At 64.8% G+C, this 26218-nt stretch carries 31 protein-coding genes; 16 read left to right on the top strand and 15 right to left on the bottom strand.

Annotated elements, in window-relative coordinates:
* Positions 1-429 precede the first annotated feature (429 nt).
* From QSK26_RS25765 to QSK26_RS25755, 3 genes are all read right to left on the bottom strand, one after another.
* The gene (locus tag QSK26_RS25765; RefSeq protein WP_285777827.1) at positions 430-654 is read right to left on the bottom strand and encodes a hypothetical protein; all 225 of its coding nucleotides are present in this window, start codon (positions 652-654) and stop codon (positions 430-432) included.
* 20 nt (positions 655-674) lie between these two features.
* Positions 675-1106 carry an ATP-binding protein gene (locus QSK26_RS25760; RefSeq protein ID WP_285777826.1) on the bottom strand — a complete coding sequence of 144 codons (432 nt, stop codon included), beginning with the start codon at positions 1104-1106 and terminating at the stop codon, positions 675-677.
* A gap of 489 nt (positions 1107-1595) precedes the next feature.
* A complete protein-coding gene (locus QSK26_RS25755) occupies positions 1596-1988 on the bottom strand; it encodes a hypothetical protein (protein WP_285777825.1) in 393 nt (130 codons plus the stop codon).
* 100 nt (positions 1989-2088) lie between these two features.
* Here QSK26_RS25755 and QSK26_RS25750 point away from each other — a divergent pair, with 100 nt between their 5' ends.
* From QSK26_RS25750 to QSK26_RS25730, 5 genes are all read left to right on the top strand, one after another.
* Positions 2089-2856: a GntR family transcriptional regulator gene (locus tag QSK26_RS25750; protein WP_285777824.1), complete on the top strand. Its 768-nt coding sequence runs from the start codon at positions 2089-2091 to the stop codon at positions 2854-2856.
* Positions 2857-2952: 96 nt separating this feature from the next.
* On the top strand, positions 2953-3693 hold the full coding sequence (locus tag QSK26_RS25745; RefSeq protein ID WP_285777823.1) for a GntR family transcriptional regulator: 741 nt from the start codon (positions 2953-2955) through the stop codon (positions 3691-3693).
* Positions 3694-3785: 92 nt separating this feature from the next.
* Entirely contained in the window at positions 3786-4586 is an 801-nt protein-coding gene (locus tag QSK26_RS25740; RefSeq protein WP_285777822.1) for a helix-turn-helix domain-containing protein, read from the top strand.
* A 3-nt stretch (positions 4587-4589) separates the two neighbouring features.
* Positions 4590-4814, top strand: a complete 225-nt coding sequence (locus tag QSK26_RS25735; RefSeq protein ID WP_285777821.1) for a DUF397 domain-containing protein — start codon at positions 4590-4592, stop codon at positions 4812-4814.
* 568 nt (positions 4815-5382) lie between these two features.
* The gene (locus tag QSK26_RS25730; protein WP_285777820.1) at positions 5383-5709 is read left to right on the top strand and encodes a GIY-YIG nuclease family protein; all 327 of its coding nucleotides are present in this window, start codon (positions 5383-5385) and stop codon (positions 5707-5709) included.
* A gap of 110 nt (positions 5710-5819) precedes the next feature.
* On the opposite strand, the gene QSK26_RS25725 is transcribed toward QSK26_RS25730, so the two are convergent.
* Positions 5820-6137: a hypothetical protein gene (locus QSK26_RS25725; protein ID WP_285777819.1), complete on the bottom strand. Its 318-nt coding sequence runs from the start codon at positions 6135-6137 to the stop codon at positions 5820-5822.
* A gap of 68 nt (positions 6138-6205) precedes the next feature.
* On the opposite strand from QSK26_RS25725, the gene QSK26_RS25720 reads away from it, so the two are divergent.
* The gene (locus QSK26_RS25720) at positions 6206-6400 is read left to right on the top strand and encodes a hypothetical protein (protein WP_285777818.1); all 195 of its coding nucleotides are present in this window, start codon (positions 6206-6208) and stop codon (positions 6398-6400) included.
* Positions 6401-6844: 444 nt separating this feature from the next.
* Here the strand turns inward: QSK26_RS25720 and QSK26_RS25715 are convergent, their stop codons facing one another.
* The 4 genes from QSK26_RS25715 to QSK26_RS25700 form a co-directional block, all read right to left on the bottom strand.
* The gene (locus tag QSK26_RS25715) at positions 6845-7495 is read right to left on the bottom strand and encodes an HAD family hydrolase (RefSeq protein WP_285777817.1); all 651 of its coding nucleotides are present in this window, start codon (positions 7493-7495) and stop codon (positions 6845-6847) included.
* 144 nt (positions 7496-7639) lie between these two features.
* Entirely contained in the window at positions 7640-10750 is a 3111-nt protein-coding gene (locus tag QSK26_RS25710; RefSeq protein ID WP_285777816.1) for a tetratricopeptide repeat protein, read from the bottom strand.
* Positions 10751-10793: 43 nt separating this feature from the next.
* Positions 10794-11132, bottom strand: coding sequence for a hypothetical protein (locus tag QSK26_RS25705; RefSeq protein ID WP_285777815.1), 339 nt, complete (start codon positions 11130-11132; stop codon positions 10794-10796).
* A 645-nt stretch (positions 11133-11777) separates the two neighbouring features.
* Positions 11778-12803, bottom strand: a complete 1026-nt coding sequence (locus QSK26_RS25700; protein ID WP_285777814.1) for a hypothetical protein — start codon at positions 12801-12803, stop codon at positions 11778-11780.
* A gap of 672 nt (positions 12804-13475) precedes the next feature.
* On the opposite strand from QSK26_RS25700, the gene QSK26_RS25695 reads away from it, so the two are divergent.
* On the top strand, positions 13476-14522 hold the full coding sequence (locus tag QSK26_RS25695) for a macro domain-containing protein (RefSeq protein ID WP_285777813.1): 1047 nt from the start codon (positions 13476-13478) through the stop codon (positions 14520-14522).
* A gap of 474 nt (positions 14523-14996) precedes the next feature.
* Positions 14997-16430: a tetratricopeptide repeat protein gene (locus tag QSK26_RS25690; protein ID WP_285777812.1), complete on the top strand. Its 1434-nt coding sequence runs from the start codon at positions 14997-14999 to the stop codon at positions 16428-16430.
* 18 nt (positions 16431-16448) lie between these two features.
* On the opposite strand, the gene QSK26_RS25685 is transcribed toward QSK26_RS25690, so the two are convergent.
* The 5 genes from QSK26_RS25685 to QSK26_RS25665 all read right to left on the bottom strand — a co-directional run bounded on the left by QSK26_RS25685 (position 16449) and on the right by QSK26_RS25665 (position 20195).
* Positions 16449-17057 carry a metallophosphoesterase gene (locus tag QSK26_RS25685; protein ID WP_285777811.1) on the bottom strand — a complete coding sequence of 203 codons (609 nt, stop codon included), beginning with the start codon at positions 17055-17057 and terminating at the stop codon, positions 16449-16451.
* On the bottom strand, positions 17054-17836 hold the full coding sequence (locus tag QSK26_RS25680; protein WP_285777810.1) for a nucleotidyltransferase domain-containing protein: 783 nt from the start codon (positions 17834-17836) through the stop codon (positions 17054-17056). Before QSK26_RS25680 ends, QSK26_RS25685 begins: the two co-directional genes overlap by 4 nt.
* 316 nt (positions 17837-18152) lie before the next feature.
* Positions 18153-18776: a hypothetical protein gene (locus tag QSK26_RS25675; protein WP_285777809.1), complete on the bottom strand. Its 624-nt coding sequence runs from the start codon at positions 18774-18776 to the stop codon at positions 18153-18155.
* A gap of 260 nt (positions 18777-19036) precedes the next feature.
* Entirely contained in the window at positions 19037-19861 is an 825-nt protein-coding gene (locus tag QSK26_RS25670; protein ID WP_285777808.1) for a DUF6461 domain-containing protein, read from the bottom strand.
* Between the two features lie 97 nt (positions 19862-19958).
* A complete protein-coding gene (locus QSK26_RS25665; protein WP_285777807.1) occupies positions 19959-20195 on the bottom strand; it encodes a GntR family transcriptional regulator in 237 nt (78 codons plus the stop codon).
* A 96-nt stretch (positions 20196-20291) separates the two neighbouring features.
* Between QSK26_RS25665 and QSK26_RS25660 the strand changes: the two genes are divergently transcribed.
* From QSK26_RS25660 to QSK26_RS25650, 3 genes are all read left to right on the top strand, one after another.
* Positions 20292-20501: a hypothetical protein gene (locus QSK26_RS25660; protein WP_285777806.1), complete on the top strand. Its 210-nt coding sequence runs from the start codon at positions 20292-20294 to the stop codon at positions 20499-20501.
* Positions 20498-20791, top strand: a complete 294-nt coding sequence (locus QSK26_RS25655; protein WP_285777805.1) for a hypothetical protein — start codon at positions 20498-20500, stop codon at positions 20789-20791. Before QSK26_RS25660 ends, QSK26_RS25655 begins: the two co-directional genes overlap by 4 nt.
* A gap of 252 nt (positions 20792-21043) precedes the next feature.
* On the top strand, positions 21044-22261 hold the full coding sequence (locus tag QSK26_RS25650; RefSeq protein ID WP_285777804.1) for a helix-turn-helix domain-containing protein: 1218 nt from the start codon (positions 21044-21046) through the stop codon (positions 22259-22261).
* A 192-nt stretch (positions 22262-22453) separates the two neighbouring features.
* Here the strand turns inward: QSK26_RS25650 and QSK26_RS25645 are convergent, their stop codons facing one another.
* Complete coding sequence (locus tag QSK26_RS25645) at positions 22454-22843, bottom strand: GntR family transcriptional regulator (protein WP_285777803.1); 390 nt, start codon at positions 22841-22843, stop codon at positions 22454-22456.
* 146 nt (positions 22844-22989) lie between these two features.
* Here QSK26_RS25645 and QSK26_RS25640 point away from each other — a divergent pair, with 146 nt between their 5' ends.
* From QSK26_RS25640 to QSK26_RS25620, 5 genes are read left to right on the top strand one after another with little or no spacing between them, the layout of a single operon-like run.
* Positions 22990-23325 (top strand): SCO3933 family regulatory protein, encoded by a 336-nt coding sequence (locus QSK26_RS25640; RefSeq protein ID WP_285777802.1) that lies wholly within the window; start codon positions 22990-22992, stop codon positions 23323-23325.
* Positions 23315-24703, top strand: a complete 1389-nt coding sequence (locus QSK26_RS25635) for an FtsK/SpoIIIE domain-containing protein (RefSeq protein ID WP_285777801.1) — start codon at positions 23315-23317, stop codon at positions 24701-24703. Before QSK26_RS25640 ends, QSK26_RS25635 begins: the two co-directional genes overlap by 11 nt.
* 6 nt (positions 24704-24709) lie before the next feature.
* Positions 24710-25384: a DUF2637 domain-containing protein gene (locus QSK26_RS25630; protein WP_285777800.1), complete on the top strand. Its 675-nt coding sequence runs from the start codon at positions 24710-24712 to the stop codon at positions 25382-25384.
* 14 nt (positions 25385-25398) lie between these two features.
* The gene (locus tag QSK26_RS25625; RefSeq protein ID WP_285777799.1) at positions 25399-25752 is read left to right on the top strand and encodes a hypothetical protein; all 354 of its coding nucleotides are present in this window, start codon (positions 25399-25401) and stop codon (positions 25750-25752) included.
* A 17-nt stretch (positions 25753-25769) separates the two neighbouring features.
* The gene (locus tag QSK26_RS25620; protein WP_285777798.1) at positions 25770-25940 is read left to right on the top strand and encodes a hypothetical protein; all 171 of its coding nucleotides are present in this window, start codon (positions 25770-25772) and stop codon (positions 25938-25940) included.
* Between the two features lie 118 nt (positions 25941-26058).
* On the opposite strand, the gene QSK26_RS25615 is transcribed toward QSK26_RS25620, so the two are convergent.
* Positions 26059-26217, bottom strand: a complete 159-nt coding sequence (locus tag QSK26_RS25615) for an integrase core domain-containing protein (protein ID WP_502888750.1) — start codon at positions 26215-26217, stop codon at positions 26059-26061.
* Between the last annotated feature and the right edge of the window lies 1 nt (position 26218).

Below are 26218 nucleotides of genomic sequence, written 5' to 3'. Positions count from 1 at the left end.
TGTCCTGTAGATCGCGATCCAGGCGAGGCCGGCCGCGAGCGTCACCACCCCCGCGGCCGCCGCGCGCAGACCGGCGCGACGCCGTCTCACCGGCCGGCCCTACGGCTGCGGGTGGCGACCCGGTAGACGCCCAGCCCGGCGAGCACGACCGCGACAACCACGGTCAGCAGGGTAGGCAGGCCGATCGTGGTGCCGGCGATGGCGACGGCTCCGGCGGAGCCGAATAAGGCGCTGTCCTCATAGATTCCGGATTTGTCCTTCCAAGGTGGAAAAGAAAGCGCACCGGAGTGCGCTCGCTCACATGTTCGATTCTGCTCTGCTGGTTGTCCTCCGCGGACGCCGCCTGGTGGCTGACGTCCGCGGAGGACGGTTGAGACGCGGCGGCGGAGCCGTGAGGGTGGCTCCTGGATCGTCTGCCGCCGCGCCGGTCTATGCGGGCGGCGCCGGACGGGCCGCCCACTCTTCGCGGGCCCTCTTGAGGTAGCGGTGAACCACCCAGGCCGGGATCTTGAGCTCGTCAGCGATCTCGTCCGCCATCGCCGCCGCGCGGCCCTTCAAGGACAGATCGCGCTCAGCGGGCCCGAACGCCTGAGCTGAGATCGCGCTGGACGGCAAGGGGCCCATGTAGCGGCCGTACTCGTCCAGGCCGGGCACCTGCCCCGGGCGCTCCTGGCTCACTCGGCAGCCCTCGGGCGAGGAATCACCCAGGAGCACCAGACGACCTTGCCGTCCTCGGGCCGAGGGGCGTACTCCACCCCCCACAGGTCCGTGCAGGCTGACACGATCGGGAGCCCGCGGCCGTGCTCGTCGTCCAGGGACGGCCACGCGTCCGAGTCCATGGGCTCCCAGTCCGGGCGCTGGTCAGCCACCTCGACCCGCAGGGAGTCCCGGCCGTGCAAGAGCGCGAGGCTGACCGGGCCGCGGCCGTGCACGATCGCGTTGGCCACCAGCTCGCCGACGACCAGCTCGACATCGTCCAGGTGTTCCAGCCCCCAGAGTCCCAGCGTGTTCCGAGCCAGCCGCCGCGCTTCCCCGGCCGCCTGGGGTTCGGCGCGCAGTGCCCAGCGCAGCTCACGCGTGGCGATGCGGGCGACCGGGGCGGTCATGCCGGCACCGCCTGACGGCCGCCGTGGGCCCAGCCGGGCGGGAGCGGGATCTCCGGCGGCCGGCCGCCGCCGCGGCGCAGGGCCAGGGCGGGCCGGTCGTGGCGGCGGCCTCGATCGGCGTCGGCTGGGGCGGGCGGACGGAGGACGGCGCGGGCGCTGCGGGGAGCCGGCCGACGAGGCCGCGAGCGCGGCGGGCGACCATCCGGGCGCGCATCTGCGCCGCGGTGGGGTGCTCGTAGTCATGCCGGGGGCGGTGGGGCAGCGTCTCGCCGCGGTGGGCGTACGGCGGATGCCCGCACCACCGGCACCCCATCGGCATCGGGGGCACCTCAGCGCGGTGACGGATGCGGATGCATCGGGCGGACGCTAAGCGGCGGGAGCCAGTAAGGTCAGGCATCGGGTCAGGAGGTCCTTTCCTGATCAAGGGCCCGCAGGGCGTCGCTACACGCCCTGTCGGGCCCGCTTTTCAGCGGAGCTCGGCGCCCCGCGTCATGCAACGTGCTCGCATGTGCTGATCAACTCGCGGGCACGCTGGCGCCACGCGCTGAGACTGTCGGCTGGCTCGGCAAACGTCGTCGCCAGGCATGTGGACTTCGTCCGCTCAACGAGATGCGCCGCCCGGGATCGTTTGTCGAGCACGACGGCGATCTCTGCCCGGGGCGTCGTGATGGACGCGATGCGGTCTGTCTGAGTCAGGATGCTGTCGACGACGCCACGCCAGAACGCGCGCTCGGCAGCCGCCACAGATGGATATTCAGAGCCCTGGGACGTGGTGTCGGATACGAGCACCACAGTGGGCGGATTGTCCAGGAGGTGCCAGCGCTCATCACGCCACACGTAGGTGAGGCGCGCGGCGTGGGCCGGGTCGTGAGGGACAAGCACGAGCCCCCTCCAGGATCACGTATACGAGCTAGTGATTTCGTATACGAACTGCATGAGCATGTAGCCTCCTGTCAAGTAAGACAACGAAATTGGAGAGTCGGTGACCGAAACGCACGCCTATCTGCGGATCGCGGATCAACTGCGCGAGATGATCCACTCAGGCGATCTCACTCCCGGCGACCGTCTACCCGCCCACCGCGCTCTGGCCGACGAGTATGAGGTTTCGGAGATCCTGATCCGGCGGGCAATCGACCTGCTCCGCACTGAGGGCCTGGTCGAGTCCCGCCGAGGTTCCGGCACCTTCGTACGAGCACGTCCCGCCGTCCGGCGCATCTCCATGGACCGATACCGCGTCGACGCCGGCCCTCAGCACGAACCCGCCACCTCGTTCACGGCTGACCAAGGGATCACCTGGTCGCAATACCGACTCGACAAGGCGTTCCGGTGGGTCGAGGCCACCGCGCACCTGGCCGACCTGTTCGGCGTCGAGCCAGGGGTCAGGGTGCTGGAACGCCGGTTCGTCTTCTACTCCAAGGGCGAGCCGAGCCAGATGTCGCGCTCCTGCCTGCTCGCCGCCGACGTCGAAGGCACGCCGGTAGCCGACCCGAAGAACGAACCCTGGCCCGGCGGGAACATTGGCCAGTTGCGGACGCTCGGCATCGTGGTGGACGAGATCGTCGAAGAGACGGCAGTGAGGATGCCCACCCCCGAAGAGGTCGCCATGCTGGGCATCGGCACGGGCGTGCCGGTCTTCGCAATCACGCGACAGATGCTCGCCGCCAACCGAGTCGTTGAGGTGGCAGATCCCATCACCATCCCTGGAGACCGCGCGGTACGCGTAGACCGCATCCGTCCGATGCCTGAGTAGTAAACACGATGACACTGCTTTGTGCATGCAAAAATGCCCGCCCGACCAGGGACTGTCAGCCTGAGCCGCATCCAATGAGCGGCAAGGACAGGAGCAGTGCCCCGAGACGACCGGCCGGTGTCTGTCCGGCTGGCGGAGAGGCTCCGGCGGGCGATCCAGGACGGCACCTATCCGCCCGGCAGCCGGCTGCCGACGATCGCCGAGCTGATCGACTCCTGGGGCGTCTCCCATGGCACCGTGCGCCGCGCTATCGCACAGCTGGCCGCGGACGGCCTCGTCGACACCCGCTACCGCGCAGGCACGATCGTCCGATCCGCACAGCCGGTCCGCCGCTTGGACGTGGAGCGCTACCGTGACGTAGCCCATGGCCGCCTCCCTACCGCCGAGGCGCACGTCACCACGACGGTGACCGGGCGGGTCGTCGGCGCCGACGACGAGCTCGCGGAGCTGCTGGCGGTGGAGGCCGGCGCGCCGGTGCTGCGCCGGGTGCTGGTCCGGTACGCCGGCGACCGCGCCGAGGAGATCGCCCACAGCTACATGCCTACGGAGTTGGTCGGCGCCCTGGCGGCCGCGGAGGCAGATCGGCCGTGGCCCGGCGGACCGCTCGCCCGCCTGGTCTCCCTGGGGCGCCCTGTGACGCGCATCGAGGAGGCTGTGGGTGCCCGGATGCCGACCCCAGAGGAGAAACAGCTCCTCCGGCTCGGCGAGGGCATCCCCGTGGTGGCCGTGCGGCGCCGGATGTTGTGCGGCGATCGAGTCGGCGAGGTTGCCCGGGATATCGTGCGGCCTGCCGATCGGTTCACACTGGACTACTCCATTGATCTGTGGCTGAAATGATGTACCAGCGCCGCGACACCCCTCGCCTATTTGTCGCAGCCAAATGGATAATAAATGACCGATTCATATAGACCCAGCGTGCGCATGCGCAGGTGGGGCGCGAGTTACGGACGCTGCGTGACTCTAAGGGCCTAAGCCTGGAAGAGGTCGCCAAAACGGTGGGCTGGAGCGCCTCGAAGCTCAGCCGCATCGAGACGGCCCATACTCGGCCGGCCCCCGGCGCTCTGGGAGACCTGCTCGCCCTCTACCAGGTCGCCCCCGAGCGGGTGGACGAGCTGGAGCAGCTGGCGCGCGACGCCCGCCGGCGGCGATGGTGGGCGAGCTACGGGGACGCCTTCACAGGCCCGTTCGTCGCACTGGAGGACGAGGCCACCACCATCCGCTCCTGGCAGCCCCAACTCATTCCCGGGCTCCTGCAGACAGAGGCGTACGCGCGGGCAGTCATCCAGGCCAGCTGGCCCGATGCGGACGCGGCCGACGTGGAGCGACGGGTGGCAGCTCGTATGGCTCGCCGGGCGATCCTGGACCGGCGGGACGCACCGAAGTTGCACGCTGTGCTGGACGAGATGGCCGTCCGGCGGCAGGTCGCCACTGCGGCGGTACGGCGGGAGCAAATCGGCGCGCTTCTAGCTCTGAGTCGCCGTACGAATATCACGCTGCAGATCATGCCTTTTTCGGCTGGCATCCATGCTGGACTAGAAGGGCACTTTGTGATTTTGGGATTCCCGGAGTGTGATCCAGATGTGGCGTATGTAGAAAGTGTTGCAGGGGACACATTTGAAGATTCACCAGACCGCGTATCCAAGATCGAAAGTCGGTTTGAGCGGATAGTTGGTGCATCATTGTCCCCTGCGGATACGAGAGACTTCCTCTCCCGCCTCGTAAAGGAGTAATGAGTGACTATAGAAAACGGTGATTCCCTTGTCTGGCGCAAGTCGTCCTACAGCGGGGGTGGAAACGACTGCGTAGAGGTCGCCGAGCAGGACGAGATGATCCTCGTGCGGGACAGCAAGGACCCGGGCGGCCCGGTGCTGCGGTTCACCGGCCGGGAGTGGTTCGCCTTCTGGCGCGGGATGAAGGCCGGCGAGTTCGACGGGGTCGGCCGCCTCGCCCTTGAGTGATCGCGGAGAGCGTGCACCGGCCTGCACGCTCTCCCCTGTCAACTATCCCTGTCACGAGAAACGCCCCGGACCTCTGGTCCGGGGCGTTTCTGCTGGTCAAACCGTGGAGCCGCCTAAGGGAATCGAACCCTTGACCTACGCATTACGAGCCCTCGTATCGGCCACTGGGCGGTGTCCGCGCGCTTCCACTGATGTCCGTACACGCAGGTCAGAGGGCATCGCGGGCATCAGCGGATGCTGGTGGTCGCGAGCGGAATGCAACGGGAACTGCAACGGAGACAGTCGGTCCACGGCGATGATCGTGCTGGTATGACTGCTGCGCCGTGTCACCAAGCCGAGCGAGCCATCCCCGAGGGCGCTGGGGACGTTGCCGTCGCCAGGAACTGCGATTCCTGGGTCACAACAGCGGACGTCAGCCGTGGCGGCTTGCCCGCTGTCGTTCCGATAGCGCGAGTGACAAGCAGGGCGTGGGCCCTTTCGGCCTGTGCCCTCGCGGTTTCCCAGACAGCGGAAACCTGCCGGAGTAGCGTCCCGTCCCGAGCCGACTATCAATCCTATGGAGGTCACCGTGACCGGCACGCTCGGCGTCATCTACGTGGTTCTGTTCAGCAACGGCGTGATCAAGATTGGCCGGACCAGCAGACCCTTCTCACTACGGCTGGCCGAGCATCGCCGACCTGCGCATATGCATCTCCGAACCATCGAGGACTACTGGGTGTCGGAGCCGTTCGAGGGATATGGCAAGGCCGAAACGATTCTCCGACAGATCTGCTTCTGCTTCAGCGACGAAGCCCCAAGACGGCGCGAGTGGTTCACCGACGTGGACTTTGGGCTGGCCCGCCAGTACGCCGAGTGGATGAGCACGAGGCTACGGGCCCGTATGGTGGCGTCGTGAGCCTCGACCTCGAGGCCATGGCCAGGCGGATGATCACGTGAAAGAGGGCGGCAACCGGGTTCGGCGCCGCGGGTTCGGGCCGTCGACCTTCGGCTTTTCAGATGTAGCAATCAGGCTGCTGAGCCGCCTCGACCAGGTGCCGACGGATCACCCAAGGTGCTCTCAGCGTGGCTTTGGTGGCCGACGTTGCCATCGGTTTCCACCGCGGCGCCCAGGTTCTTGATCGCGGCTATCCAGCTCTCCATGTACTTGTCCGCAGTTTCCTTGCTATCTGGCCCGTGCAGTAACGGTGGGCCGTTTGTGACCTGGTCGAGTAGGTGGTCATAGATCGCATCGAGCCGAGGATCGAGGCAACTGGTGAGGTTTGCTGCTGCATCGCAAGTTCTGTTCATTCCAGTGCACATGATCGTCAACAACATCCCGGTCATGGCGGGACCGAGTAGGTGTGCTTCCGCTGTCAGGCGCTAGATTCAGATCGAGATTCTGAAGAGGATTAGTGGGCAAGCGCGTCAACGTCGACGGCCCGGGAGACGACCCGGACGAGTACTGGTTCGAGTGCGAGGACTGCGAGGGCACGGGGACCGTAAACGTCCCAGACGGACTCGATGAGTCCACCAGCGTCAGCGCCGAGTGTCCCGGTTGCGGAGGCCTGGGTTTCTACGAGGGCGACGCTGACGATGTCGACGACTGAGGACCAAGTGCTTTGGCGGGTGCCGTACGAGCACGGAAAGGCGTAACGCCGCGCTACTCCGGCGCTACGCCATCACGCATCTCTAGTGGCGGAGCCGCCCATGACGAAACTGGCGCTGACTGGCGGTGACGCAAGCGCCCGCCAACGAGACCCAACTCCACAAGCGGGAATGCTCGGGCGCCGGCACCGTGTGAACTTGCCGTAGTCCGACGGCCTTGGCAAGGACACCACAGAGAAATCGACACAGAATTAGCCCACCTCAACCGCCTTGATCAAATTGACAGATTCCGTCACGCTGCGCCCCTCGATGCGAACTGTGGGCACGGCCCTGCTCGCAGTCTTCTTGGGCTGCTGAGAGGTGTGCTGAGGGGCGGTGTGGACCGGCGGCGTGCGGCTGCGTTGCTGTGCTTCTGTGCTGTACGGCACTCCCCCGGTGAGCCGCGCTCACCGCTGCCTGTGCAGGACTTCCATCGCCTGCAGCAAGTCGGTGACCACATGGTCCGCTGCATGGACGTGATCGGGCCACGTTCCTCGGTCGATCCAGATCGTACGCAGGCCCGCCGCACAGCCCCCGGCGATGTCCGCGACGAGGTTGTCCCCGATCATCCATCCCCCGCCGTCGAGCGTCACCCCACAGCGAGTGGCAGCGATCTGAAACAGCTCGACCTCGGGCTTGCGGATACCCTGGGCTCCCGACAACGCCCAGGCATCGACGACATCGGCGAGCCCTGACCGCCGGATCTTCCCGAGCTGGTTGTCGGCCATCCCGTTGGTGACGATGGCCACCAGCCAGCCGGAGGCGCGCAGCCGGGACAGCCCCGCCAGGACTTCGGACGGGCAGTGGACGAGGTAGGGCATACGCCTGCGATACCCGTCCCACAACTCCTCGACCGGGGCAGACAAGGTGTAGTGCTCACGCACCTGCGTGAAGAACGTCTCTCGATGGGGGTAGCCTGCGCGGTCGAGCGCGATCAGCCAGTCAACCACCTCGCGCCCCAACCCGTACTCCTCGGTGAACTCCTCGACCCACAGCCGAAACGCCTGGTCCAGGTCCACCAGAGTGTTATCCAGGTCGAAGAGAGCGAGCCGCTGCACAACGGCTCATCCTATGGGGACGCCCTTCCTCAATCATCCGCAAATGCGTGGAGTAACCGGCTCCATCAGGATCCATCGCCTCCCCTGATCACCTCGTACGCCGTCGACCACCGCGGAGCGGCAGCAGGATGATCGAGACCGTGATCAGACGCCGCTGTCCGGCGCCAGCGTGGCACCGCCAGTCGTGCCATGACAGCGCTTGTACTTCTTTCCCGATCCGCACGGGCACGGGGCGTTGCGGAGGAGGTTACCGATGCCATCGCGGCGGATGACGGGCGTAAGCCGGGCCCGGATCTCCGCTGCCGTGCTCTGGGCGGCGTTCAGGAAGCCGCCAAAGACCCCAGGGAGTTTCCCGGCCAACCAGCGGTAGTGGCTGATGGCTTCCTCCGCTGCTGAGAGACCTGCAGGGAGGTCTGTTTCAGACTCGTTGCATACCCGTGCATAGGTCCACAGGCTCAGAGCGAGGTCAGGCAGATATGCCTCCGGCTCCACCTCGGCCAACTGACGGTGAAGTTCCACTGCCTCACGTGCCAGTTCCACCGCCCCCCGTTTGTCCCCCACCTCCGACAAGAAGGTCCCCAGGGTGGCCAAGCTGCTTGCGAGATCTGGCAGGTATGCCTCCGGCTCTGCCTCGGCCAATTGACGGTGAAGTTCCACTGCCTCACGTGCCAGTTCCACCGCCCGCCGTTTGTCCCCCACCCCTGACAAAAGAGCCCCCAGGTTGGACAAGCTGATTGCGAGGTTGGGCAGATAGGCCGCCGGCTCCGCTCCAGCCAACTGACGATAGACCTCCACCGCCTCACGCACCGACCTCACCGCCCCCTGTTTGTCCCCAACCCCCGACAAGCAGCCCCCCAGGTTGCTCAAGCTCATCGCGAGGCCGGGCAGATTGGCCGCTGGCTCCACCTCGGCCAACCGACGGTGAAGCTCGACCGCCTCCCGTGCTGGTTCCACCGCCTCGTGTTTGTCCCCTGCCTCCCACAGTCGGGCTCCCAAAGTGGTCAGGCTTTTCGCCAGGTCGGCCAGGTAGGCTTTCGGCTCCGCCTCGGCCAACCGTCGCCGGATCTCCACCGCCTCCTGTACCGGCTCCACCGCTCCGCGGATGTCCCCTACCCCCGACAAGCAGTTCCCCAGATTGTTCAAGCTCATCGCGAGACCACGTAGATGGACCTCCGGTTCCACCTCGGCCAACCGACGGTAAAGCTCCACCGACTCCCGCACCGATCCCAACGCTCTCCGGATGTCCCCTACCCCCGAGGAGAGAGTCCCCAGGTTGTTCAAGCTCATCGCGAGGTCGGGAAGGTAGGCCGTTGGATCTGCCTCGGCCAAGTGACGATTGGACTCCACCACCTCCCGTATGAGTTCCACCGCTCTCCGCTTGTCACCCACTTCCCACAATTGGGTCGCCAGATTGTTCAGGCTCAACGTGAAGCGGGGCAGGTGAGCCGCCGGATTCGCCTGATCCAGCTGACGATAAAGTTCCACCGCCTCCCACGATGCCTTCAACGCCCTCCGGATGTCCCCGACCGCCGACAACCGGGTCCCGAGGTTGTTCAAACTGTTTGCGAGGCCGGGCAGGTAGGCCTCCGGCTCCACCTCAGCCAACCGACGATAGAGCTCCACCGCCTCCCGCGAAGGCTCTAATGCCCCCCGGATGTCCCCCACGTACGACAGACGGATCCCTAGGGCTGAAAGGCGGGGGGCCCGCAACGCGGGGGATGCATCGGCGGGCAGAGTATGCAGTAGGTGGAGGGCGAGGTTGCTGGCGGCTTGGAGCAGGTCGGTGTCGTAGTCGGGCAGGGCGTCATGGAAGCGCATGGCTAGGGAGTGCTCGGCGTGATCGATGATGAATCCGACGAGATCGGCGGTGGCGTACCGGGCCAGCTCTGGCCGCTGGTCCAGTAGTTCTAGTAGCAGCGTGCGGGCCTGAGGATGGCGGGCTGCGGTGGCGGTGAGCACGATAAGGCAGCGCCGCATCGACATCCGGGACAGCCTGTCAGCTTCCATCTGCCCGTCGTTGAAGCTACCAGCAGTAACAGCAGTGAGGGTGGTCAGGGTCTGGGCCGCCTCGACGGCGTGGTAGCGCAGGTGGTGGGCGATGAAGTCCTCGCCGAACCGGTCCGGGCGTAGGGGCAGCAGAATCCCGCCTCCAGCGAGGCAGCCATTGTGGCTCAGCCGCTCACTGGGCGCGTGGCCGGGCCGGGCCGGTGTTGCAGGGGGGTAAAGGCGGCGGTGCGTGTCCAGGAGCAGCCCGGCTTGGGCGGGGCCGTCGACCAGGTGGGTGCGGTGCAGCAGGCTACGTGCCTGGGCAGTGTCCTCCAGGGGACCGAACACGGTGGCTAGGAACACCATGCGCTCAATAACGGCAGGGGAGGTGAAAGCGGGTGTTGTCGCCTGCCAGTAGCGCATCTCGTGGTTGAGCAGATAGTCCGACAGACCTGGCCGATTTGGGGCGGGGGCCTCTTCCTGGGCGGCGTAGATGGCGGCCAGGGCGGCCATGTGCAAGGTCAGCGCTGAGGCATAGTCGGGATGGTCCAGGTCCGCTGGCGGACCTGGCACAGGGCCGTTGTGCTCCAAGTGTGCGGCGAACGCGGCGGCGGCTTGGAGGTAGGCCTGCGGTCGGTCGGTGGCGGGGGTGAAGTCGCCCAGGGCGATGGGGTCGGCCAGGTCGGCGCCACTACGGTCCAGTTGCGCGCATAGGCTCTGCCACAGGTCTTCTCCCGGGCGAGCCAGCAGCAGCAGGCGGACGGTGCGGCCAGGCAGGTCCCAGGCTAGGCCGTCGATCATTTGGGTCAATATGGACGAGTCCCAGCGTTCGGCGTAGTCGACCACTACCAGCAGCGGTTGCCTGTCGGCCAACTCGAGGGCGCCACTGCCGTTGTGGAGGCGGGGGGTTTTCTCCACCGCCTGGCTCACCGCCCACCCTGCGGCGTGGCTTCTGGAGGCGAAGTGGGCGGCCAGGCGGGTCTTTCCCTGCCCCCCGGGGCCATGCAACAAGATCACTGACACGGGTTCATCCGGGACATCCCGCCAAGCGGTCAAGGCCTCTTCCTCGGCGGGGCGGGACCGGTAGGGCACTACCTGACGCTGCACGTCCAGCAGGTAACTGGGACCGCGCCGAGAACGTGGCAGACGCACCGGCGGAGCATCCCCGAGCATCTCCAGCCGGTAGCCGGGCCGATCGAGAGCGATCAGCACATCCCCAGCAGCGTGCCCAATCTGGATGTTGGGCCCCCCGATCAGCGAGCCGGACACCGACGGGACGCTGGAGGGCAACCTGCCGGGGAGGGGTGCGGCCTCAGCGCTCATAGCGGATGTCCACGTCCCCGTCAGCATGGCCGATCTGGATGTTGGGTCCTTCGATGGTGGAGTTGGACACGACAGGTCCGCCTCCGGCCTCCTCTTGGGGCGCTTTAGGCTGGGCCCGGGTCTGCGGCAGTTCCTCCGTTGTAGAGGGTAGGGCGGAGCGGTGGGCCAGAACGATGCTGTAGACCGCCAGCGGCAACCCGGCCGCCGCGATACACATGCCGATGATGCTGGCCCACTTATCGGCGTCATCTAGCCCGGCCCGCACCAACAGCACCCCGGCCAGGGTGCAACCGACTCCCGCCACCGCCGCGCCGGCCCACGCCACCATTCGCCCGCCTCTCATGTTCTTCATAATGAACCACCGTCCACCAGCCAGCGGGCGATTACCGGATATGACCGGATCACTACAGATACTGATTCGGCGACCCAATCGCCCCTTCCCTGCTTGGCGGCGGCGGTTCAGCAGGTGATCCGGTGGCAAGCCGACCCGGAGCGCAGGACCACCAGGCCCGAGCATCGGAGGCAACGCGGCAGGCCCGACCTTCCGCTTTTCAGGCGGAGCAATCACCCTGCTCGGCTGATCGAGACCGTGGTCAGGGGCGCGTGGACGGTGACGCGGATGAGTCGGCGTGTGGTGACGTTGCTGTCAGTGCTGCAGTCACCTCGGCGATGGTCACCCGGCGGCCATGGCCGTACGACGAGTACCGAAGTCCGCGATCGTCACGGCCTCAGCCACCGTGCCGCCTTCTGATCCGTAGCCAGTTCGAAATCGTCCACGGGTGTCCTCTGCTGTCAGAAGCGCATGCTTAGCGACTCATACGGCCTGATTATCCTCCAGAGATGTACACCGGTGTCCAGGGGTGTTGTTAGCAAGATCTGCGGAGAATCGGCGTTACCGGCGGACAGCGAATGCCGACGTGTGGTCGCGTGGCGACAGACACGACTGGGCAACAGGACAACAGCAGTCGGGCGCTCACTCCTGGGCGAACTGCTGTTTCTCGACGCCACCTGAGAAAAGCTGCTGGTTCCCGTGTGAGAGCCAGAAACTGTGGACGGTCTCAGGTCCGAGATCCTGGATCTCAAACGTATGAGCGGTGTTCTCCTCATCGTATGGGGCGACCAAACCGTCGGGGCTCGAAGCGTCGCCGAGGATCACATAGTCGAATCGTTTCAGGTCAGGCTGATCTGGCGAGGCGCTGTCCCTGGAAAACCGATATGCTCCGTCAGGCTTGAGGCCGACGCGGTAGATGAATGGCTGCGCAACTTCATACTCAAGCGTGAATCGCGGGTGCACGAAGATGTGCGACGGCGAGACATGCTCAGCCGGCACCCACAGCCAGAGCGTCTGATCGCGGTTCCTGGTGCTCTCTCGGTACACCTCAAGCTCCACATCAGGCGGTGCGTGGTCCAGACTCTGATCTAGGCGGAGAGGCAACTTGCCGTCCGATGCCATCGCGATTCGATGCAGGTCTGCCTCGGTCGCGACACTCGGCAGACTTGTAAAGTAGGCGTATGAGCAGTTCGCGAGCCGCTTATTCCCCTGGAAGTTCCAGGCGGATCCCCGGACCTCCCCGCTCGATTCGATTGCAATCTTTGCCGCCATTGTGGTGTGGTGGTACAAGCGCAGGTCGAAACCGCCGTCTGGGCGCAACCGAGCGGCCCCCGCCTTGTGCCGCTTGAGGGCGTCCGGCGACCTGAGCTTGCCCCGGTAGACATGCGCGTGATCCGAAAGGGCAACAACGTGACCATCACTCGGGATCTCGATCTGCGTCTCGGCGGCAGTGTTCCTCAGACCGATCGTCACCACGCCTACGCTTGCGCCAGCCCTACCCTCCCAGAACCCAAGTAGTGGCGGGTAGATCCACTGCGGCTGTAGCCAGAAGTGACGTCCATCCTGCTCAACGACGACTTGGTCGACCAGAAAAATCGACGCCCCCTCTCTATGAACGAGACGAAGCTTGATGAGGCAGTCATGACCTGACTCGTCTACCTTGTGCACAATCTAAACTCTAGTGCACTTAAGCGCATACAGGCGGCAAAACAGGGGCTTGACTGGCCGCCCAGGACCAAGCCAATTCGGAGCCTAGTTCCGGGGCGACGGAGAACCCCGTCGCTCGATGACAAGTGGAGCTGAACCGCAGGGCCTCGAGGCCCGGTGAGCGGAAGCCACACGCAGATCTTAGAGCGCCCCACCCCTGCTCGCGCAGGATTTGGATGGCCTCTGGATATCCCGCACACCATGGTCGGCACCGTGCTCATGCCCCTGCCACGTATGATCCGCTCTACGCCGCGTACGCCCTGATGCTCCTCCTCGGACTGCGTTGCGGTAAGGTGCTCGCCTCGCTTGGGGACTGCGTCGACGTCGGCGTAGGAACATCTCTGGATCTCCCGTCAGCTCAACCGGATCAGTGGCAAGCTCCTCCACCGCGACATGACCAAGACGGAGCTCCAAGTCCTAACTCTTGCCGATCGGACTTTGTGTAATCAGGCAAGTGGGGCATGTGCACCGCTCCACGAAGCCAGTGCACGGGGCAAGCAATGCCTGCAGACCGGATATTTATGGTTTTCCAGGACCTGCGTCATGGGCGGCTGCGCATAATATCGGCGTCCGACAAGTGTCGCGGAGCGACTGAGCAACGTGGACACGACGCAGAGAGGATCGATGCCACCGATGAGCCCGCTGCACTTGGTCATCACCGCGGCACTCGCCGTTTCCGGCATCGCGCTACAGATCTGGTCGTCGGCGCCCGGTCGCGCCGAGCGACTGTACGCTCTCCAACTGCCCGTGATTCTTCTCTACTCTCTGGCTGCGGCACTCTTTCTATTCTCTGCGTTTCCAGACTCGCTAACCGAGGGCCGGGCGCTGGGGTTCGGGATCGGCGGCGCCGCCGGCTTCGCCGCGTTCTTCATGATGGCATCCTTCGCATGGCTGGCTAGGACGCGCCAATGGGACGAACTGGCAGCCAATTTAAAGAAGACCACTCGGGAGAACGCCGCACTACACAGACAGTTGCTTAGCGAGCGTCCACCGGTAGACGGTCCGAGCCCTCTCACCCAGTGCACGAGATATGAACTGCCGTTGCGCGGCGACCGGCGGCACCGAGTTGGAATAATCACCGGGAATCTGGCCAATGTCCTAGGGACCGACGTGTGGGTCAATCCGGAGAATACCCGGATGGACATGTCACGCATCGACGAGCCCACCATTTCCGCGACGATTCGCTTCCACGGCGGCCGTAGGGATGACGTCGGCCATCTGGTTCGCGACACAATCGCCCTGGAACTCGCCGAACGCATGACAGGCCGCTCTCATGTGCCGGCTGGCACGGTACTGGTCACCGGGCCAGGGGAGCTTCAGGAAAGCCACCAGGTCCGGCGGATCCTGCATGTCGCTGCCGTCGAGGGTGAACCAGGCTCCGGTTACCGTCCGGTCATGGATTTGGAGCGGTGTGTCCGTAACATCCTCGCCGAGGTTGACCGACTCGCAACAGCCGGGGAGACACTGCGCTCAGTCGTCCTGCCTCTTCTTGGGACCGGCGCGGGCAACAGCGACTTGCACAAGACCGTAAACTCCCTGCTAGCTGCGACGGTGGCCTACTTTCGTTCCCACACGGCGTCGCGCATCCGCGTTGTCTATCTGCTGGCATACACCGACGTGCAGGCCGCCGCGTGTAGATCAGCTCTGGACGCAGACCCAGAACTCTCTAGAGAGAACTAGTTAGACGCGGTCCACGACGGCGATGACCTAGTTCAAGACGTGATGGTCCGAACTTGGGCGGACGTGGAGATTAGCTCTCACGTCCGGTTCGATAAACGGGCCCAGGAGCCGGGGCAAATTGGTTCTCCTCTGCTCAAACTCGCAAATCCTGCTTACAGTAGGGCGCTGACAGCTGATCCGTAGCAAGATCAGGAATGTTCAGGGCTGCCCACAGGCATCCCTTGGCCTGACCGCGCCCATCCCCGCATATCCATCGCCGTCCGTGGCCATCTGCCACCGTCGTTAGCGCTGGCGTCAGTACCCTCAATGCCCCGGAGGATGTGCGCGCGCCCGAACGCGAGAGGGCACGATTCGTGCGAGCGAGTGCCCAGCTCTTGGGAGGCTCGGGAGGCTTTGGACTGCGAGCACTCAATTAGGCCACATATGTTCTTCTCCCGCAGGCGCCTCGTGAATGCACCCGATATCGTCGGGTCCATGGCTGACGCGTTGCCGCTCCGCATTTTTCTAGCCTCGCCCGGCGATCTCTCAGACGAGCGTGAAGTTGTTCGCGCCAGCGTCGATGAGTACAACGCTCGTTGCAGATGCGAGAGCAACGTTGCCTACGAAGTCGTCGGCTGGGAGCGCGTGCGAGGAACTGCCCGGCGGCCACAGGAGGCAATCAATGAACTCATTGGTGAGAGTCACTTTCTGGTCGCGTTGTTCAAGGGATCTTGGGGTAGCGAGTCGGGCAGTCCGTGGGGATACACGTCCGGTAGCGAGGAGGAGCTCTTCACGGGCCTGCTTGAGCTCGGCCGTGCCGAGCAGCCGATGCGGGACGTGTGGGTGGCCTTTCTCAATCATCCTTCGCCCGCTGAACGGATCGTGAAGCTCCGAGAGCAGATGTCCCGTCACCACGCGATGATGTATGAGTCCATCGCGGACATGCGTGAGCTCAAGACGAAGCTGACTGACCGCCTCGATGCTTGGAAAGCGCTGGCCGGATCGAAGGTCCATAGGCATGTCGACCTGCTGCCGTCGTCCGGGAAGGACGTCTTGCGGGCTGCGAACCTGCGCCTGCGCGGCGAAAAGTTGGTCGACCTCGGTCAGGCTGAGGCTGGACGGGCGGACCTCCGGGAGGCAGCCGCGTTGGGCGGCCCGGCCGAACAGCTGGCCTACGCTCGGTTCCTGGCCCGCTACGGTTTGCTCGACGAGGCTCACGCCGCGACGCAGCGCGCCATCGACCACTTCGTCAGTACAGCCTCACACCTGTACGCACCGCTCGCAGCGGAAGCCTTCGCTGCTCAAGCAGGGGTGCTGCGTCGGCAGGGACGCGACGTCGATGCAATAGGACGGCTCGAGCAAGCCTTAACACTTCTTAGCGAGAGTGACGCCTACGCCCAGAAAGTCCGCTGTCGGATCCTCGACGACCTAGGACTTGCGCACCAGAAAATCGGCGACCTGGGGCCGGCTCGGCGCGCTTTCCAAAAGTCTCTCGATTCGAGGCGCGCTTTGGGCAACGACCTGGACGTGTGCCAGTCCCTCGTCAATCTGGCAAGGCTTGAGGTTCGTGTGGGGGACTTGGAAACCGCGGCTTCTCATGCGAACGAAGTAGTCTCGACTCTGCGTGGCACACCACCGACGGCACTACATGCGAATGCCGAGGCGTTGGCCGCACAGGTGTGTCTCCGCCAGGGCCGGCCTGACGAGGGCATGCCGTATGCCGAGCGTGCTTTGTCTCTGAACCGGCAGATCGCTAGCAGACGGGGCGAAGCCATCTCCCTGCTCGTGCTTGCACAATGCTGCCGTGCAGCCGGTATGGGACGCGAGGCGGGAGAGCACGCGCGCGCCTGTCTCGAAGTGAACACGGCGATGGGGAACAGGGACGGCGAACAGCGAGCCCAGTGGCTCCTTGATCAGCTGGACGAATGACCGAGCGGCGGTTCGCCGTCAGCTGGTCACGATGGCGCCATGGGCGTCAACCTGGACGTAGTCGAGGCTGGGCCACAGTAGAGCCGTGAGACGACCGTAATCGAACCCACAACCGGTATCCAGCTGCGCCGAGTTGGGGCCGATCCTCGGAAGCTTGCCGACTGGAACGTGTGCACTCACCCGGAACTTGCGCGTCACGGCGGACGGAGGGGTGTGCTGCGCGATGAAATCATTCGACTCGTATGTCTCGGGCATACGCCGTATCCCGCCTAAATGCTCACTCGGAAACCTGGCGCGAAACTCACTGAGTACGTCGGGTCCGACTTTCGTTCCAACGTACGACCGAATGGTCATTGCTCCGCCCATCTTGAGGAAGGCCGTCAAGTCTTCGTTGTCCAACGCATCGAGCAGCGCTGACTCGTGGTTCCCCCTGAGGAGGGTCGCGTACCCGGATCCGGAATAGGCAAGGAGCTCTTCCATCACCTCGGCAGACTGCGCACCTTTGTTGATGTAGTCACCAAGGAAAATCGCGTGCGGTCCACCTCGCGCAGCGAGGGCTTCGCATAGCCCCCGGAGAGCGCTCAAATTTCCGTGGATGTCGCCTACAAACGCTATCTCGGCGCTCACAACAAAATCTTCTCCACCTCGGCGTAGTCGGAGGTCTTCCCAGTGACGCCCAGGGCCATGAACGCCATCGAGAGGATGTCGCTGGGACGTCCCCATTCGTTGACGACTGTGGCCTCAAGGGAACCATGTTCGTTGGGCGGGAACTCGCCGATTATCCTGCGCAGTCGGGACAGACAGTGCTCAAGGTCTGCTGCCGTCGCCTCACCTGACTGCCGTGAGGCCAGGAGTCGAGCCAAGTAAGGATCTTCATGCCGGACGGCCAACTCCCTCACTGAGAAGCAGGGAGCACCATCCGCGATGGCCCGTGCGTATAGGCAGCTGCGTAGCAGGTACCGGGCCTGACGCAAGAGGCCGGAGAGGTACTTCGGCAAATCTCGCTCCAGGGTGGTGAAGAGCTTAGACAGACTCCAAGCGCGGGCAAGGAGTCGCTTGGTGTCGACCTCGCCCATGTCCTCCACAGCGCGGGTCAGATGGCCGTGGCTGTCCCAAACAATCTTGGCGTCACGCTTGAGATGGGCCCCAAAAAGAGTGCCGATGCCGGTCGAGAGCTGCTTCCGGGTGTAGTAGCTCACGTGCACGTAACCGGAGTCAGTGCTGGGTCGCTGAGTCGTCACCAGGGCCAGCACATCCAGGTCCGAATCGGGCACGGCGTCTCGGCGGGCACGGCTCCCGTAGACCAACAACCCCTCGACGTCTGCAGGTAGCTCAGGGAAGTCTTCCAGAACGCTGGCCGGAATGTTCATCTCCAGCAGGGCATCGAGCGCATCATCACGGATCACGTTCCCCCAGCTCCTACGACCTGCCCCCGCTTCTGAGACAAACAACGACTAGAATCCTACGCGCGTCGCCAACCAACTCCCGGCGAAGTGGCAGAGTGACCGCTTCTCAACGCGCGCCACACGCCCATCGCTTCCCAGCGCGCTTGACCAGCCTGGTCATCCGGTGGCAAGGACCGACGAAGTCGGTCCGCGGCAGCCGATCGCCCCAGCCCCCATGGAGAGAACCGAAGCCGGCGATCGTCACGGCCTCAACCGGATCACTAGATGAGTGGAATCGAGAGCCGTGGTCGAGCGCTGGCGCTGCTGCCTAATCTGATTAGTCACCGGAATCAAGGGCATCGAGCAGTTCGCCAAAGTGGCCAAAGACCCATTCATCGATCATCGACGGGTACGCTTCGATGAAGAATCTTGGCAGAGACTCTTTCGGCTCTTCAATGCCGTGACACCACTGTGAAATTAAGTTATCCCCATGCGCCAGATCTGCAACGGCAGCACGCAGACGGATTATGTGATCAAGGATTTGGTTGCTTTTTGCAGCCCACATCACTCCAATTGCTGCTCCTTCATGGGCAATGAAATTCCGACCCTTCCGCGCTTTGTCGAGAACGCCAATATCCTGGGAGCCGAAACCACCTAACGTATGCTGGGTAAGGTCCTTCAATGTAGGCCCCAGCATTTTTTCGCCAGGAAGCAATGAAATTGCCTCTTGTAGGCCCAGGACTGGATCGTCTTCCACGATTGCAATGAGATTCGAGATCCTTAGTACGAACTGGCATTTCGACTCAAATTCGTTAGCCAGATAGAGCGCTCGTCCAGCCGATAAGAATGTCGCATCAAGCAGTTCTGGCTCGCGGGGCTTAAGGCGGCTCAGTGACCAGCTCACGGCGTGTAAGCTTAGCGGCTTTCTGCCGATTGGATGCGCCTTCTTCTGGCGGTTCATCCGGAGATTGGGCGCGCGGGCGGTGCTGGCCGCGACCGGCCGAAGAGCCGCAGCGCGGACAGCGACCGCCCGACGCGCGGCAGGCCGCCGCAGGCGGGCTGCCCTTGAAGACGGAGAGAAAGTTCTCATCCGGCATCCAGGCTTCGAGTGATCTTGGTGAGCTGGCGTGCCTCGACAGGTTCGCCAGTCCAGCTCGCCGCATACTGCGATAGCCCTATATGACACGTGCGGCCGTTGCGGGCAACCAACACGATAGGTGGTCAGCGCGAGGGCGGGATGGTGACGCTCCCTCCGAGGAGCGGGCCTTCGAGGTGCGCGGGAGTGAGCATGACACCGCTGATCCTTGATCCCAGGGCTAGGGCGGCGGGAAGGCAGTTGCCGATTTGATCGTCAGCCTTGGGGTCGATGCCGAGGTCACACAAGTGCCTGTCGAGGTGGCCGGGATCGATGCCCTCGCGCGTGAAAGGGAACTCCGGGTTGAAGGAGGTGAGCACCTGACCGTCGGCTGCGTAGGCCAGGCGGTGGCTGGCGTAGTCATGGCGGCTCACCGCGATGGCCTGCCCGCCGTCCCGCGACAGCTCTCGAAGCACCTCGGAACGCGTTCCCTGCCAGGCGTCCCTCTCCAGCGCGACCGTCCATGCCCCAAGACCGACGGTCATGACCAGGTCGCCCATGCCGTCGGTCGCCTCAAGACGCTCGTACACGTCCTCATCTGTGAGCAGTTTGATGTTCTGTGGCGCAACCCCGAAGCGGCGCAGGACCTCGCGCTCGTCCAAAGCGTGGACGAAGGTCAGAGTGTAGATAGGACCTAGCGTCGCCTCATCGTCTTGCCAGGCGTAGTCGTCGGGGGCCGCGCGTCCGTCGCCTGGCTCCTGGACGACAGCGTGGACCAGTTCGAGCCGGCCCGCGGTCGCGGAGGCGTCGGGGTGGGCGGTAAGGAAGGCATCGATGACCTGGGGGGCGATACGACCGCGCTCGCTGACGCCCATTCTTTGAGCCTTTCCCCATGCGCGGATGCGCTGGCTCAACTCCCTAGAGATGAGGATCTGCGATACGCGTAGCGGGGAGACCTCACGATCTGGCATGGCAAAAAACTTAGCGGTCAGGCGGGCTCTGACAGTGTCTGCAAGCCCTCGCTCAGGCTAACCAGCGCCGTCTCGAAAGTCGTAATGCGCTCCGCGATCAAGACCCGTCAGCGGGAGACACGACCGAGCCCTTTCCCGGCTTGGTGGTGATCAGGCCTTGTCCCCTGAGTGCTTCCATCGCCTTGCGAACAGTGACCCGGGCGACGTCGAACTCCTCCTGGAGCCTCACTTCGGAGATCAGCGACAGCGGAGGGTAGGTGCCGTCCTTGATGCGGTCGGCGACGACGTTCGCTATCTGTTCCCACTTGTACAACCTGGGGTCCCATTCGGTCACAAGACGACCTTAGGTATGTCCCCACCTGCGAACATAGAACAGGAAGTCCTAGCAATGGTGTAGACAGCATAGGACAGGTTGGCCTACTGTCTTGTCATGACCTCCGTCGCCTACAACCTCGACGCGATCCGCGAGACCTTCCCCACCTGGGCGGTCTTCCGCAGCGACACCGGCGTCTACTACGGCACGCGACGCGGCGAATGGCTCACCAACGCCCAGATCGCGGCAGGGCTTGAGCAGACCGTCGCCGCCGAGGCACTCCCCGACTTCATTGCGCTCCTCCGCTGGCAAGAGGACCGGCGATGACCAGGCCGGAGGCGTCCGAGACCTGTCGCGCCTTGCATGTAGCTCCGTTGCAGCGGGACTATGAACGTCTGACCTGGCAGGAGGCGACTCCTCGCGCTGACCGCATCAGGGTCCGCGAGCACACCTGCTCCTGCCGGAACATCAGCTATGAGCTGTGCCAGGCCGGCGGGCTGGTGTTCGTTCGACGTATCTACCGATCAGACAGCGTGGTCGTCCACGAGACCGATTGGCTGCAAGTCGGCGACGCCGAGCGGTTGTGGATGCGCATCCTTCTCGGCCAGGCCTATTGATCGCTCATGCGGAGATGTCCCCGCAGATTCCCGGGAGGTATGACGACCCGACAAACGTGATAGATGTTGCATAGCGAATTCCTGAAAAGACCTGTCCCGTAAGCAGTGCACAAACGGCGACAACTTTAGGATTTATTGTTTCCGCAGGTCAGTACGGGCCTGCGGCTAGAGGCGTTTACCTACTGGCAGTTTTTCTGCCAGTGATGCGGATCACCCGGCTTATCGTCGAACCAGACGACGAGAGAGGGTGAGATGGCCACCGAGCAGATGACGACGGGGCAGCGCATCGCGCGGGCTCGCCACCGCAAAGGCTGGGATCAGGCAACGCTGGCCGAGAAGCTCGGCCGGTCGGTCTCCTGGCTCTCCAAGGTGGAGAACGGAAGGATGCCGCTTGATCGGATGAGCGTCATCGGCCAGCTCGCCGAAGCGCTCGGGGTGGAAGTGGCCGAACTGACGGGCCAGCCCTACCGCCATGAGACGGCGGAACTCGACTCGGGCCACTCGGCGATCCCTGGCCTTCGTCTGGCGCTTCAGCAGGCAACGATGCCGGGCGGGGCCGCGCTGCTGGGCAACCGGGAGCCGCGGTCGCTGATGGACCTGGAAGCGAACGTGCGGCTTGCCGAGCAGCTCCGCCAGGACGCCAAGTTCACCGCTCTCGGCGAAGTCCTGCCCAACATCATCACCGATCTGCTGTTGCTGACTTCGGGCGCTTCGCCGGATCGCGATCGGGCAGAGGCGCTGATGCTGCGCGCCTGTCATATGGCGCGGGTCTCTTCCAATCTTCTCGGGCACCATGACCTCGGGTGGACGGCCGTACAACGGGAGTTGGTCGCTGCCCAGCAGGTGGGGGCACCCGAGCTCGTCGCCGCAGCTTCGTGGGATCTGTGCGGCGTGTGGCTTCATGAAGCTTCGTTGGATCCGGCCAAGAATGCGGCGCTGTCCGCGCTCGATCAGCTTGAGCCACACGTGGGTGGGGGTGACGACTCGCTGCGAGCGCTGTGGGGAGCCTTGCATCTTCGGGCGGCCGTGGCGTTCGCACGGCTGTGGAACCAGACTGAGGCGGAAAGCCACCTGGTCGAGGCCCGGCGCATCGCCGACCGGTTGCCGGCCAACGGCAACGTCTTCCAGACCCAGTTCAACCGCGTCAACACGACTATCCATGCGGTGGAGGTCAGCATGGAGCTGGGGCGCCCGCGCGACGTGATCACACGCGCCGAACAGGTAGAGATCGCCGAGATCGCCTCGTCGGAACGGCAGGCGCACTACTGGACGTGTGCTGCGGCGGGCTTCCACATGAATCGTAAGGAGAACGAGGCTGTCGAGGCACTTCTGAGGGCGGATCGCATCGCTCCACAGCACGTCCGCAACCGTCCCCTGGTCCGCAACATCGTGCGTGATCTAAGGGACAGCGGTAAGCATCTTCGCCAGCGTGAGGTGGCCAACCTCGCTCAGGTGATGAGGCTGGGCTGATCCAGAGTTCGTCCGGTGAGCCTGGCCGCGCTTGGCTCACCGCCCTTTGATCGTCCATAGGGCACGCCGTGCCTGCCTACACGAATGGGGCAGTACTCGTGGGTCTCAACGAGATCGAGCGACAGATCTTGCTGCGGGAACTGGCAGAGATCTCGACCGAGCTTGCCGAGCTTCAGCGGCGGGCGCTCGGGATCACTGTGCGGGTTGATCAGGACGACGAGTCCGAGCGTCTAGGTCGTCCAGCCTGAAGCTGAGCTTCTGTACATGCTCACGGATCTCCCGGAGTTGCTCGGACAACACGCGGAACTCTTCACTACGCTCCTCGGTGACGGCCTGACGGTCGTCGCCGGTTTCCGGCGTGCCGATCACGAAGCTGCCTGATCCCTGCCGGGTCTCGATCAGACCTTCGTCGCGCAGCACCGCGAGCGCGTTACCGATGGTCATCATGGCGACGCCGTACCTGTTGGCGAGTTCCCGGGCCACGGGAAGCTGCTCCCCCACGCCGTACCGGCCATCCACGATCTCGTTACGGATGGCCTCGGCGATCCGCAGGTACGGCCGGCGCCGATCGGTGTTGCCCATAGGTTCACTGTAGAGGTTCTAGGCATCTAGGTCTCTGGGCAAGTTGTAACGAACTTCGAAAGGAAGTTAGCTGTATCGGTTTATAGAGCTAGATACCTAGGTATCTTAGTAGCTAGAACAATCACTCTCGTGGAGGTCTCCAGCTCATGCGCAACATCCCGATCCCCGTCGACGTGTCCCGGCTCCAGTTCATCTGCGTCAAGGCCCCGTGCCCGCGCATCGTGAACAAGGACACCGGCGAGATCAAGACCGACAAGAACGGCAACACGGTTTACGAGGTCCTGTGCTCCGTCGAGGACACCGCCGGAAAGATCGAGCTACTCAAGGTCGGTGTCGTCGGCGAGCCTCCCGTCAGCCCCGGCGACACGGTCACTCCGGTCGGGCTCGTCGGGTACGTGTGGGAGCTGTCTGGCCGGTGGGGCATCTCCTACCGCGCCTCGGCGCTCCTGCCCTCCCCTGTGGAGGCCGCCAGTGTCCTCTGACGGTCTGCTCCTGGTGCTCGGAGTCCTGGCCGCCGCAGCGGCCGGGCTCTGGGCCTGGCACCACTTCCACTACCGCTCCTTCTGGCTGTGCGTCGGATTCCCGCTCACCGCCGTCTCCGTACGGGCGTCCTGGCGCAAGATCGCCCTCGGCTGCGGACTGACCAAGAAACGTCATCGCTTCTGGTTCACCACCGTCCCCGGCCTGGTCGCCTCCACCGGCGTCGTCCGCGTGCGCCGCAAATGGCAGCGCATCGCCGTCGACACCAAGCCGTGGATGTGGCTGCCACTGCCTACCCGGTACGGCTGGCGGGTCACGCTGCGCCTGCTCGAAGGGCAGATCCCGGCCGATTACGCCGAAGTCGCCGAACGGCTCGCCCACTCCTGGGGCGTGCACGCCGTCCGCGTCTCCTCATCCAAGCGCGGTCGGGTCACGCTCGCCGCCACCGTCCGGGATCCGCTCGTCCGGGTCGCGGAACTGCCCGCGTCGGCCGAGTTGCTTCAGGTGACGGTGGGCCGGTTGGAGACCGGCGCCCCGTGGGTCATCGACTTCCGCACCGTGCCGCACTGGCTCAACGCCGGAGCCACCCAATCCGGCAAGTCCAACCTCGCCAACGCCCTCATCGTGGGCTTAGCCCCTCAACCGGTCGCGCTGGTGGGCTTCGACCTCAAAGGGGGCGTTGAGTTCACCCCGTACGAGCCTCGCCTGTCGGCGCTGGCCACCTCCCGCGTCGAGTGCGTGGGCCTGCTGGATGACCTGGTGGGCCTAATGGTCGAGCGGATGGCCATCTGCCGTACGGCCGGGGCGCGCAACATCTGGCAGCTTCCTGAGGAGCGGCGGCCGGTGCCGGTCGTGGTCCTGGTGGATGAGCTGGCCGAGCTGTACCTGATGGCCGACAAGAGCGAGAAAGAAGAGATCGCCCACACCTCCACCGCACTCCTACGCGTGGCACAGCTCGGCCGGGCGTTCGGCATCTACCTGTTCTGCTGTGGCCAGCGGATCGGCTCCGACCTCGGCCCCGGCGTCACCGCCCTGCGCGCCCAATGCTCGGGACGGATCTGCCACCGCGTCAACGACCCCGAAACCGCCACCATGACCCTCGGCGACCTCGACCCGGCCGCCCTGGACTCCGCCCGCGCCATCCCCGCCGAGACACCCGGCGTCGCCATCGTCGCCTCCCAGGACGGCCAGTGGTACCGGGCCCGTTCCTTCTACGTCTCCGAACACGCCGCCGAGCACGCGGCCCACATCTACGCCGACCTGACGCCCTCATGGGCGCAGATCACCGCGGGCGAACAGACCGAAGAGGTCGCCGATGCCGACCTCACTCAGTTCCTCACCCCCATGACCGATCTCGTTCCGGAACCTCGGAAGGGCTGAGTTGTGATGCGACGCCTCGCCGCCTGGCTGCTGGACTCCGGTCCCGTCCTGCTCCTGGCGCTCATCGCCGGTGCCGGCTCTTTCACCCACATCCGAGACACCGCGATCGAGCACGGGCAGACGGGCTGGATGTCTTGGGCCATCGCGGTGTGCGTCGACCTCACCTGCGTCATGGCCGCCCGCGAACGCCAACGCGACAAGAAGACCGGACGCGAAAGGACCGGTCCGACCTCCTGGCCCACCCTCGTCCTGATCGCCGGGATCACCCTGTCGCTGGCCGCCAACCTTCACCAAGCCGAACCCACCACCTGGGGCTGGATCACAGCCGCAATACCGGCAGCAGCCTTTCTGATCGCCGTCTCCATGCTCGAACGCCGCGGGGCCGACCCCCGCCCGCAACCGGCACCAGAGGCATCCTCAGCAGCGATCACGCCATCCCCGGCAAGTGCCCTCGTCCAGGCCCCCACCGAAACCGCCCCACACGGCCACACCAGCGGACGGGGCGACGCTCCGGGACCCTCCCCAGCGCTCCTGGACTACGCCCGGCGCGTGATCGACGAACACCGCGCCAAACACGGCAAGCCCATCACCAGCGACCTGCTCCGCACCCGCCTCGGCATCTCTCACCAGCTCGCATCCGGCCTGCTCCGCCACCTGCAACTCACACCAGACGCGCTGTGAAAGGACAACCACCCATGCCCAGCGACGACCACCGGACCGCGTTCATCACTGGACTCCGCGCCCTGGCCGACTTCCTGGAGACCACCCCCGCGCTCCCGGTCCCGCGCACCCAGGCCATCATTCACTACTTCCCCAAGCGCACCACCGACCCGCAGATGCGCGAAGAGATGGACCAGATCGCCGCGCTCCTCGGCACCCAGATCAACGCCGAAGCCGCGGCCCACGGCCACTACGGGACCGCCGTCCACTTCGGACCGGTCACCTACGACATCACCGCGATTCTCGCCCCCGCCCGCGACCGGCACGCCGCCCGCGACAGCTACTACGACTGCATCACCACCGACACCGACCAGACCCACGCCGCCTGACCAAAGGACACCTGACCATGCGCATCCGCCTCGACGGCACTCACGCCGAGATCACCTACAGCATGTTCCGCATCCGCGAGATCTTCACCGTCACCTCAGTGACGCATCCCGTTCCCGACCACGCCCGGACCGGGAAGTACCGCGTCTTCGTCGACATCATCCCCCGGCAGATTAGGAACAGCCGGTGACCCAGGTGCTCCACCTGTGCTGCGCCACCTGCAACGGCACCGGCCTCACCAGCGACGACCACACCTGCCACGACTGCCACGGCACCGGGGGCTTCCCCCATGAACGCGAACACCGATTTCAGGCGGCAGGCCTCAGACTATCTGCCATCATCTCGTAGGCGATCGGGCTGAGTTGGCCGAGGCGGGAGTGCCGTCGGACCGTGTTGTAGCGGGTGATCCACCGGAACACGGCCAGGCGGGCGGTCCAGGCGTCGGGCCAGTGGTGCGCACCCTGCAAC

Origin of the sequence: Microtetraspora sp. NBRC 13810, from assembly GCF_030268685.1 — a bacterium.
Lineage (GTDB): Bacteria > Actinomycetota > Actinomycetes > Streptosporangiales > Streptosporangiaceae > BSRQ01.
The sequence above is the reverse complement of the archived record's forward strand: the minus strand, read 5'-3'. Positions and strand labels throughout refer to the sequence as shown.

What these genes read in the sequence shown, in the direction of transcription:
- QSK26_RS25760 (WP_285777826.1), bottom strand. Translation starts at nt 1,106, where the DNA reads ATGACCGCCCCGGTCGCCCGCATCGCCACGCGTGAGCTGCGCTGGGCA.
- QSK26_RS25725 (WP_285777819.1), bottom strand. Translation starts at nt 6,137, where the DNA reads ATGACCGGGATGTTGTTGACGATCATGTGCACTGGAATGAACAGAACT.
- QSK26_RS25705 (WP_285777815.1), bottom strand. Translation starts at nt 11,132, where the DNA reads ATGGTGGCGTGGGCCGGCGCGGCGGTGGCGGGAGTCGGTTGCACCCTG.
- QSK26_RS25695 (WP_285777813.1), top strand. Translation starts at nt 13,476, where the DNA reads ATGAGCCCGCTGCACTTGGTCATCACCGCGGCACTCGCCGTTTCCGGC.
- QSK26_RS25690 (WP_285777812.1), top strand. Translation starts at nt 14,997, where the DNA reads ATGGCTGACGCGTTGCCGCTCCGCATTTTTCTAGCCTCGCCCGGCGAT.
- QSK26_RS25675 (WP_285777809.1), bottom strand. Translation starts at nt 18,776, where the DNA reads ATGAACCGCCAGAAGAAGGCGCATCCAATCGGCAGAAAGCCGCTAAGC.
- QSK26_RS25670 (WP_285777808.1), bottom strand. Translation starts at nt 19,861, where the DNA reads ATGCCAGATCGTGAGGTCTCCCCGCTACGCGTATCGCAGATCCTCATC.
- QSK26_RS25660 (WP_285777806.1), top strand. Translation starts at nt 20,292, where the DNA reads ATGACCTCCGTCGCCTACAACCTCGACGCGATCCGCGAGACCTTCCCC.
- QSK26_RS25655 (WP_285777805.1), top strand. Translation starts at nt 20,498, where the DNA reads ATGACCAGGCCGGAGGCGTCCGAGACCTGTCGCGCCTTGCATGTAGCT.
- QSK26_RS25650 (WP_285777804.1), top strand. Translation starts at nt 21,044, where the DNA reads ATGGCCACCGAGCAGATGACGACGGGGCAGCGCATCGCGCGGGCTCGC.
- QSK26_RS25645 (WP_285777803.1), bottom strand. Translation starts at nt 22,843, where the DNA reads ATGGGCAACACCGATCGGCGCCGGCCGTACCTGCGGATCGCCGAGGCC.
- QSK26_RS25640 (WP_285777802.1), top strand. Translation starts at nt 22,990, where the DNA reads ATGCGCAACATCCCGATCCCCGTCGACGTGTCCCGGCTCCAGTTCATC.
- QSK26_RS25630 (WP_285777800.1), top strand. Translation starts at nt 24,710, where the DNA reads ATGCGACGCCTCGCCGCCTGGCTGCTGGACTCCGGTCCCGTCCTGCTC.
- QSK26_RS25625 (WP_285777799.1), top strand. Translation starts at nt 25,399, where the DNA reads ATGCCCAGCGACGACCACCGGACCGCGTTCATCACTGGACTCCGCGCC.
- QSK26_RS25620 (WP_285777798.1), top strand. Translation starts at nt 25,770, where the DNA reads ATGCGCATCCGCCTCGACGGCACTCACGCCGAGATCACCTACAGCATG.